The 7,455-nt window shown below is 50.1% G+C and carries 9 protein-coding genes; 5 read left to right on the top strand and 4 right to left on the bottom strand.

Annotated elements, in window-relative coordinates:
• A partial coding sequence (locus QCH34_RS03710) for a PAS domain S-box protein (RefSeq protein ID WP_300330302.1) occupies positions 1-1,228 on the bottom strand: 1,228 nt, incomplete at its 3' end.
• A 158-nt stretch (positions 1,229-1,386) separates the two neighbouring features.
• Here QCH34_RS03710 and QCH34_RS03705 point away from each other — a divergent pair.
• The gene (locus QCH34_RS03705) at positions 1,387-2,091 is read left to right on the top strand and encodes a glycerophosphodiester phosphodiesterase family protein (protein WP_300330298.1); all 705 of its coding nucleotides are present in this window, start codon (positions 1,387-1,389) and stop codon (positions 2,089-2,091) included.
• A 64-nt stretch (positions 2,092-2,155) separates the two neighbouring features.
• Entirely contained in the window at positions 2,156-2,575 is a 420-nt protein-coding gene (locus QCH34_RS03700; RefSeq protein ID WP_300330294.1) for a rhodanese-like domain-containing protein, read from the top strand.
• Positions 2,576-2,584: 9 nt separating this feature from the next.
• Here QCH34_RS03700 and QCH34_RS03695 read toward each other — a convergent pair whose 3' ends face one another.
• A complete protein-coding gene (locus tag QCH34_RS03695; protein ID WP_300330291.1) occupies positions 2,585-3,451 on the bottom strand; it encodes a tetratricopeptide repeat protein in 867 nt (288 codons plus the stop codon).
• A gap of 225 nt (positions 3,452-3,676) precedes the next feature.
• Here QCH34_RS03695 and QCH34_RS03690 point away from each other — a divergent pair, with 225 nt between their 5' ends.
• Both QCH34_RS03690 and QCH34_RS03685 read left to right on the top strand, forming a co-directional pair.
• Positions 3,677-4,690 carry a hypothetical protein gene (locus QCH34_RS03690; protein ID WP_300330288.1) on the top strand — a complete coding sequence of 338 codons (1,014 nt, stop codon included), beginning with the start codon at positions 3,677-3,679 and terminating at the stop codon, positions 4,688-4,690.
• A gap of 169 nt (positions 4,691-4,859) precedes the next feature.
• Entirely contained in the window at positions 4,860-5,972 is a 1,113-nt protein-coding gene (locus tag QCH34_RS03685; RefSeq protein WP_300330285.1) for a Fic/DOC family N-terminal domain-containing protein, read from the top strand.
• 408 nt (positions 5,973-6,380) lie between these two features.
• Here the strand turns inward: QCH34_RS03685 and QCH34_RS03680 are convergent, their stop codons facing one another.
• Together QCH34_RS03680 and QCH34_RS03675 are read right to left on the bottom strand one after the other, a co-directional pair.
• Complete coding sequence (locus QCH34_RS03680; RefSeq protein WP_300330282.1) at positions 6,381-6,629, bottom strand: type II toxin-antitoxin system RelE/ParE family toxin; 249 nt, start codon at positions 6,627-6,629, stop codon at positions 6,381-6,383.
• The gene (locus QCH34_RS03675; protein WP_300330279.1) at positions 6,623-6,868 is read right to left on the bottom strand and encodes an AbrB/MazE/SpoVT family DNA-binding domain-containing protein; all 246 of its coding nucleotides are present in this window, start codon (positions 6,866-6,868) and stop codon (positions 6,623-6,625) included. Before QCH34_RS03675 ends, QCH34_RS03680 begins: the two co-directional genes overlap by 7 nt.
• A gap of 287 nt (positions 6,869-7,155) precedes the next feature.
• Between QCH34_RS03675 and QCH34_RS03670 the strand changes: the two genes are divergently transcribed.
• Positions 7,156-7,455, top strand: a 300-nt coding sequence (locus QCH34_RS03670) for an AAA family ATPase (RefSeq protein WP_300330276.1), incomplete at its 3' end; no start/stop codon positions are given.

Genomic DNA, 7,455 nt, shown 5'->3' with positions numbered 1-7,455 from the left:
ATTCATGGAGTTCTGCAAAGACACCCCGGAAATCCCCATCCGGGCCACGATAAACTGTGCCATAGAAGATGACAGGAAGAATGCCTCCTTCCGGCAACCTGAGTAAGAGGGGGCGTTCCCGCTCCACGCCTGAACGGATCGTCTGCAGGTATACTGACTCGGCTGATTCCGGCTCAATAAAGAGGGAGAAGAATGATCTCCCGATCAATCCATCGCGTTTCATGCCTGTTAATGCCTCAGTTGCGGCATTCAGGTCCTGTATCTCTCCGTCAGGGCCGATTGTCACAAGCGGATCGATATGTGCCTCGATCAGGGTACGCCGGTATTCGCCAGCAGAGATGAGTGCTTTTTCTGCCATCTTGCTCTTTGTTATATCACGCACCGACTCAATAGCGCCAGCAACAGACCCTGTTTCATCGTAGAGGAGCGAAGCCTTTGCCCTGAGGAAAACAGGCTTGCCATTGGGCAGTATCCCTTCCGTCTCTGCGATGATCATCCCCTGCTCCCTCCTGAGAACAGAATAAGTAGAAGCAATCTCTTCTTCAGGATGGAGAATGTAATCGACGAGGGTCTTCCTGGCCTCCCGGAAGAAGGGTGTGGCATAGGGTTGCCCGCTGCTCCCGATAATCCGGCCTGCGGCTATCCCGGTCATCCTCTCCATCATCCGGTTCCAGGCGATCACCCGGTCTGAACAATCGATTGCATAGGTTGCATCCGGGAGATGGTGGAAGATATCAGAAATAAGCTGTCTGGATTGGCGGAGGTGGGTGTCTGATCGGTACTTCTCAACTGCCAGACGGATTGCATTCTCCAGTTCTGCAAACTGCGAGCTGATGTCACCGCCTTTCTGGATGTAGAAATCCGCCCCATTATTGAGAGCCTCGATAACAACCTCCTGCCTGCCCCTGCCGGTGAAGATGATAAATGGCAGGTTATTTGAGGAGCTTCTCAATTCAAAGAGAAATTCTATGCCATTCATTCCAGGCATCTGGTAATCCGAGATGATTCCGTCGAAATCCTCGGTTTCAACCAATTTCAGAGCTTCTTCTGCTGAGGAACAGCGGGTAACCATCATATCCCCGGTTCGTTTCAGATAGATCTCCGTTAATTCCAAAAAGAGTTCTTCATCATCGACATGGAGGAGATGCATCTTCTTCCCGGCATCGGGAGTTATCTCCTCTTTCCGGGATTCCTGAGATATGGCAGTCCCATTACCTGGTGATTTCATGCAGATATCTTGGATATTTGGTATAGATAGTGGCAGTACGAAGTTTATTCTGTTTCATTGGGAATACCGAAGAACTTCAGGGCTTTTTTTAGGTATTGTGCCAGATGGGAAACGTCCCTTCACTACTTTTATACGAAGAGCCGAACCTGACTTAGCATATGATCATCATCGGCCACCGGGGGGCCCGTGCCACCCGTCCTGAGAATACCATCACTGCCCTCAGGGAGGGGAGCAGGTGGGCAGACTATATCGAGATAGATGTACGGATAAGCCGGGATGGTGTTTTGGTTGTAATCCACGATCCAACCCTTGAACGGACAACAGACGGATCCGGTTTTGTCCGGGATTATACCCTCGCTGAGCTGAAGGCACTGGATGCCGGGGAGGGCGAGCCGATCCCGACACTCGCAGAGGTGCTCGCCCTTGATCTTGGTGAATGCGGGCTTGTGATCGAACTGAAGGAGGGAGGTTATGAGGATCAGGTTGCCGCTCTTGTGAAAGAGGCAGGGCTTTCGAAGGTGCTTGTCGCCTCATTTGATGCAGACTGTCTCCACCGGATCGCTCCCCTGCTCCCTGATGCCGGAATCGGGTACATCTTCCGGTCTCCCGGTGCTGATCCGGTCCGGGTGGCGGCATCGATCCCTGCATCATATATCCTTCTGCGGTTTATTGACACAACTCAGGAGCAAATAGATACAAGCCGGAGAGCCGGCCTCAAAACCTTTGCATGGACCCTCAATTCGGAAGAAGTGTTCGAAGAAGCCTCCAAAATCGGAGTTGATGGGATAGTAACAGATGATCCGCATTCAGCACGGGCATTCTTCGGCTCTTTGAGAAATGCAAGAGATACAGAACAGGCTTGATTGGATTCCAAGTTCCAACACCACGGCAGCAAAAACAGATATCCGGGTGAGACAATAGAGAGCTATGCGAAAGGCGGTCTTGTCAGCAGGAGTAATTCTTCTCATGCTGCTTGCAGCATCCGGATGTACTGCTCCGGGGGAATCCGTAGAGAATGATCCGGTTCCAAAACTCCAGACGATTACTGCAAGTGAGGCGATCCTCCTGACCGGATTAGATCCCACACTTACAATCATCGATCTCAGAAGAGCTGATGAGTATGCTGCCGGGCATATCCCGGGCGCAGTGAATATCGATATCTCCTCATCATTTGCTGAGGAGGCGGGGAGGCTCGATCGGGATGGATCATATCTCATCTACTGTGCAGCAGGCGGAAAGAGCAGTTCTGCACTCCGGATGATGGGAGATCTTGGTTTCACCGAGGTCTATAATCTTGGAGGAGGGATCTCCGCCTGGCAGAGGGCCGGAGGATCCGTTGCCTGGTGAAGAGGAAGATCATATCCTTCTGAGCAGATCTGAGAAGATAGCCAGATACCGTGAGGCGGTCAACCCGACATTTACCGGATCAAGCCTTGCCGCCTCTTTCATTGAGGTTTCTGCCTCCTGTATCTGCCCAAGAGTTTGAAGGGTGATACTTCGATAAAACCAGGTATTTGCATTTTCAGGGTTATACTTAAGGGCGGTTTCAAAGGATTCAAGCGCTTCAATATACCGGTGAGAGTCCATCAGAGCCCGTCCATGAAAATGCCAGGCATACCCGCTCTCTGGATCGAGTGAGAGACTTTGCTCAAAAAGAGGGAGGGCTTCTTCTGGCCGCCCCAGCTCCACCAGCGCCGCACCCATGATATTCTGGAAATTCAGATCGCCCGGCCATCTCTTCCGGCCCTCCTCTGCTGCCCTGAGCGCCTCATCGAACCGCCGGGCTTGTTTCAGTGAATCACACCAGAGAAGGAATTCTCTCTTTGAATTCCGTGGATCCTGATCGGTTTTAGGTGCAGAAACTGAAGAGATCACTGGTTTATTCAGCCTTTTTATTGCATTTCCTAGGGCAGGATGATCGGAATCGATCTCCTCTGCCTTCGCAAGCGAGGCTGCCGCCTCCTCCCCCCTGCCCATCTCAAGGAGGAGGACACCACGGCTGATCCAGGCAGCGGCATCAAGCGGATGTATCGCGATTGAGCGGTCAAACGACTCGATCGCCTCCTGATCACGTTCGAGGCAGACGAGGGCAGCCGCACGCTTCATCCAGAATCCGGCATGATCCGGCCTCTTCTTCAGGATTTCATCATAGGTACGAAGAGCCTCTTCATATTTTCCGGTATTCAGGGCTATTTCTGCCCGCTCGATCTTTCTCTGAAGCACTTTTGGGTTGATATGTATACGCCTCCGCAGATCTCAGTTTTTACTGCCGCCTGATAATACTGATGATACCATATGTTCAATTCCCTCGGCCATTCACCAGACGCACTGGCAGATGGCGGGCAGATGACGGGCAGAAGAAACTATTTGGAATCTGCCGTCATTGGAATCGTTGATACAAGACCAGAATGAGAATTAAAATAAAAGAGAATGATAGAGGAGATTACCATGAAACAAAAAAGCTGGAAAGAACGATCGGTTCTCGCCCTGATCCTGCTGATTGCGATCCTGGGAATACCCGCAACTGCTGCCGCCTCCATGCCGGGATCACTTCATTCGACAGCAAAGGGCGATAGCGTCTTCATCGAAGGGCATGCGTACGGAAGCCCGAGCACCGGGGTTGCAGTCTGGATCTTCGGGCACAACTACTATCTCAGGGATACGCAGCAGGTCGAAACTGATGCAAGCTTCTCATACGAGCTCACAGGCACGCGGACAAATCAGATGGCATCGGGGCAGTATTTCGCCGTCGTCCAGCATCCTATGGCAAATAACCGGTTCGATGTGATCGAGGATACAACCACGACTGCCGGTACAACCTATGTGCGGATGAGAGGGAGCGTGGCAACATCAGGTGTGGATGTCTTCATAGCAGAAGGGCCCGGCCGCCTCCAGGGATCCAATGCAGCAGAAGCCCTCATTCGACATTTAGACAACCAGAATATCGACGATACCTACATGAGAACGACGTTTCTCATCGAAGAACCCCGGATCGAAATTGACCCGATTAATATCATATACACCGCAGAGAGGTTTATGATCACGGGAAGAACGAACCTGGCTGTTGGAAATGATCTCCTCGTCGAGGTCGTATCATCAGCATTTGGACACACCAGCAAGACAAAACCTGAGCCCTTCTCCGGAGCCTCCGGGATAGCAAAGGTGGTTCCGGGGGACGCCTTCTCACAGAGGTTCTTCTTTGAGGTTGACCCGGCTGCGTTCCTCCCTGATGAGTACACCGTGAAGGTTACATCGCTGAAGACAGATCAGGCTGCCACCACAACCATCACCGTGCTCGAGGGCTTGCCACCCACTGAAGAGCCACCAACAGATCTGCCAGCACCAATACCAACCATGCCGGAACCAGAGACACCGGCTCCTGAGCCTGAGAAGAGCCCGCTCATCTATGCAACCATAGCGGCCCTTCTGGCTGTCGTGCTGTTTGCATGGAGGCGGGGATGAAGGGAGACGAAGCGGGAGTACGGTGAGACCATTCATTTGATTACAGCAAAAACATAAAGGTTTTCAACAACCATTTAGCAAGTATCTTCAGTACCATAGAATACAAAGTCCGACAAATGGCGACCCGGATCACCACCAGTACCCGGACTGTTGTATGTAATCCCATGAGATGATGACAGTAAAGCCTTATATCCCCGATGAATTGCCCCCGGATACAATCAACTGGGAGAGCCATATCCCGCAGATAGCATCAGCAAACCGTGCTCTTGCCAGGTACGACGGCATTCTCAATGCGATCCCAAACCCCGAACTCCTCCTCTCCCCACTCCTGACACAGGAAGCAGTGATCTCGTCACGAATCGAGGGTACTCAGGCATCGCTTAAGGATGTCATGAAGTTTGAGGCAAACCCAAAAGATCCGATCAGCGATGCAAGCCTTGCCGATATCCAGGAGATCATCAATTATCGGGAAGCACTTCGCACGGCGGTTGACGCCCTTAAATCCCAAAATCTGGACATACCACTTATCTGCAATCTGCATAGGATTCTCCTGACAGGCAGCCGCGGTATGAACCGTGAACCAGGATGCATCCGCTCAATCCAGAATTTTATCGGGCGGGATGCAGATATTGAGCATGCAATCTTTGTCCCACCTTCACCAGATAGTGTGTTAAGAGTGCTTGCAGAATGGGAGAGCTACCTGAATTATGAAGAGAGGGATGTTCTTGTCCAGTTATCAATACTCAAAGCACAATTTGAACTTATTCACCCGTTCTCCGATGGAAACGGACGAATAGGCCGAATGCTTGTCCCGCTGATCCTGTACAAAAAAGCACTGATAGGAAGCCCCATGTTCTACATCAGTGACTATCTTGAGAGGAACAGACCACTCTATTACGAACGGCTCCTTGCCATTTCACGGGATCGGGACTGGAACGGATGGATTGCATTCTTTCTCCATGCCATTGAGGAGCAGGCAGAAACCAACGGCAGGACAGCAAGAACAATTCTGGATCTCCATAATGAGATGAAACAGACAATTCCAGAGATAACACGATCGCAGTATGCCGTTGCCGCAATCGATGCCCTCTTCAGAACACCAATCTTCACTCCATCTGAATTTTACGACCAAACAGGGATCCCTAAGAAGACAGCGAATCGGATACTTCAACAACTCCGTGAACAGGAGATCATTACTATCCTGGCTGAAGGAAGCGGGCGTCGTGCTACAACCTATCTCTTCCCCCGGCTGATTGCCATCACAGAAGGAGACAGACTGTAGGAGAGGATGATAGTACTTACGATCACCGTACCTGCATATGTTACAGAACGAAACAGTTCTTATCCCGGACACCTTTTGCAGCCACCGGATCATCTCGAAAAACCAGGCCGCCGGGATATATTGTGGGTCATCTACGATCCACAAAGGCTTTTGTGGGACATGAGCCGGAGAATATGTCCCACAAATCAGATTGTGGGACACAGATGACACAAAAACAACACGAACCCGCATTTATCAAAACCTCTAGAGATCAATATCCAGCCAGGCCAGATCGTCCTCAGGAAATGAGTTTTTCACAGGGCGTTTTGGGAGAGGGGAGAAGATATCCCCTCTCTTTATCCATAAAATGAAGAGATCCGGGATTGTCTAAACACAATGTACAGGGTACTAAGGAATACTCCTTACTCCTCACTGCTCATCCTTATGATACAGATCAAGAAAGATGAGCAGATCCTCCTTGGCATCATAGCAATATGATAGCCGGAATGGAGGAATATACACCTCCCGCGTATCTTTCCGGGCATACCTCATTGGTTTTCCAATCTCAGGATCCCCGATGATCCTGATAATCTGTTGCTTCAACCGTTGCTTTGTTCTGGAATCCCGTATCTTTTTAATCGTCTTTTCAAACGATACATCATATGCAACGGTTACCATGACTTCAGCTTATGAAGGAAGTCAACATCCTTTTCTCTGGTAAATTCTCCTTTCTCAAACTCCAGATAGGCTTTCTCTGTCCGCTCGGCGAACCTGAGATCATCTTCCAGTGCCGGTTCAAGATCATCAAGCGGCTTTAAGATAAAACGGCCTCCATCCCTGATGATGACGAGTTGTGCCCCCTCATCGAGATCTCTTCTCATCGATGCCGGGATGACGATCTGACCCTTTGAACTCATTCTGATAATTCCGATCTCCATATGCAATCAGTAAGATATATCTTACACACACATATATGAGCCTATGCATTCTGGATATGGAAACTGTTCACGAGCGTGTCGCCACATCCCCGAATCATTTATCCGGGAGATTATCAATTATTGTGAATTACTTCAACGGAATGGACGGGATGGAGAGATATCTCCTCTTATCAGGCATTTGACGAACAGATCCTGAAGATCCCAATTTTTATATCTGTCAATCATAGTCGACAGTTTTATCATATATCATCAACTATAATCGATAGATGGATGAGAGAATAGAGATCGCACTGGAGAGCCAGAATCCCTGGTGGTCTTCTGGAGAGTTTGAAACAGGAGTCGACCGGCTATTCAGATTCCCCCAGATCGAGCGATACCTGTCCATACGGGAGGTTCTTTTAATCGTTGGTGCACGAAGAACCGGTAAGTCAACCCTCGTCTATCAGATAATCCGATCTCTCCTTGATCAGGGTGTTGAGAGAACGGCGATCCTCTATATCAACCTTGATGAACCCCTCTTCCTCTCAATGGCAGATGACCCAACCCTCCTCAGCTCTGTTGTTGAG

The sequence above is a fragment of the Methanocalculus sp. genome, from assembly GCF_029762515.1.
Lineage (GTDB): Archaea > Halobacteriota > Methanomicrobia > Methanomicrobiales > Methanocorpusculaceae > Methanocalculus.
This window is presented reverse-complemented; position numbering and strand designations above follow the sequence as displayed.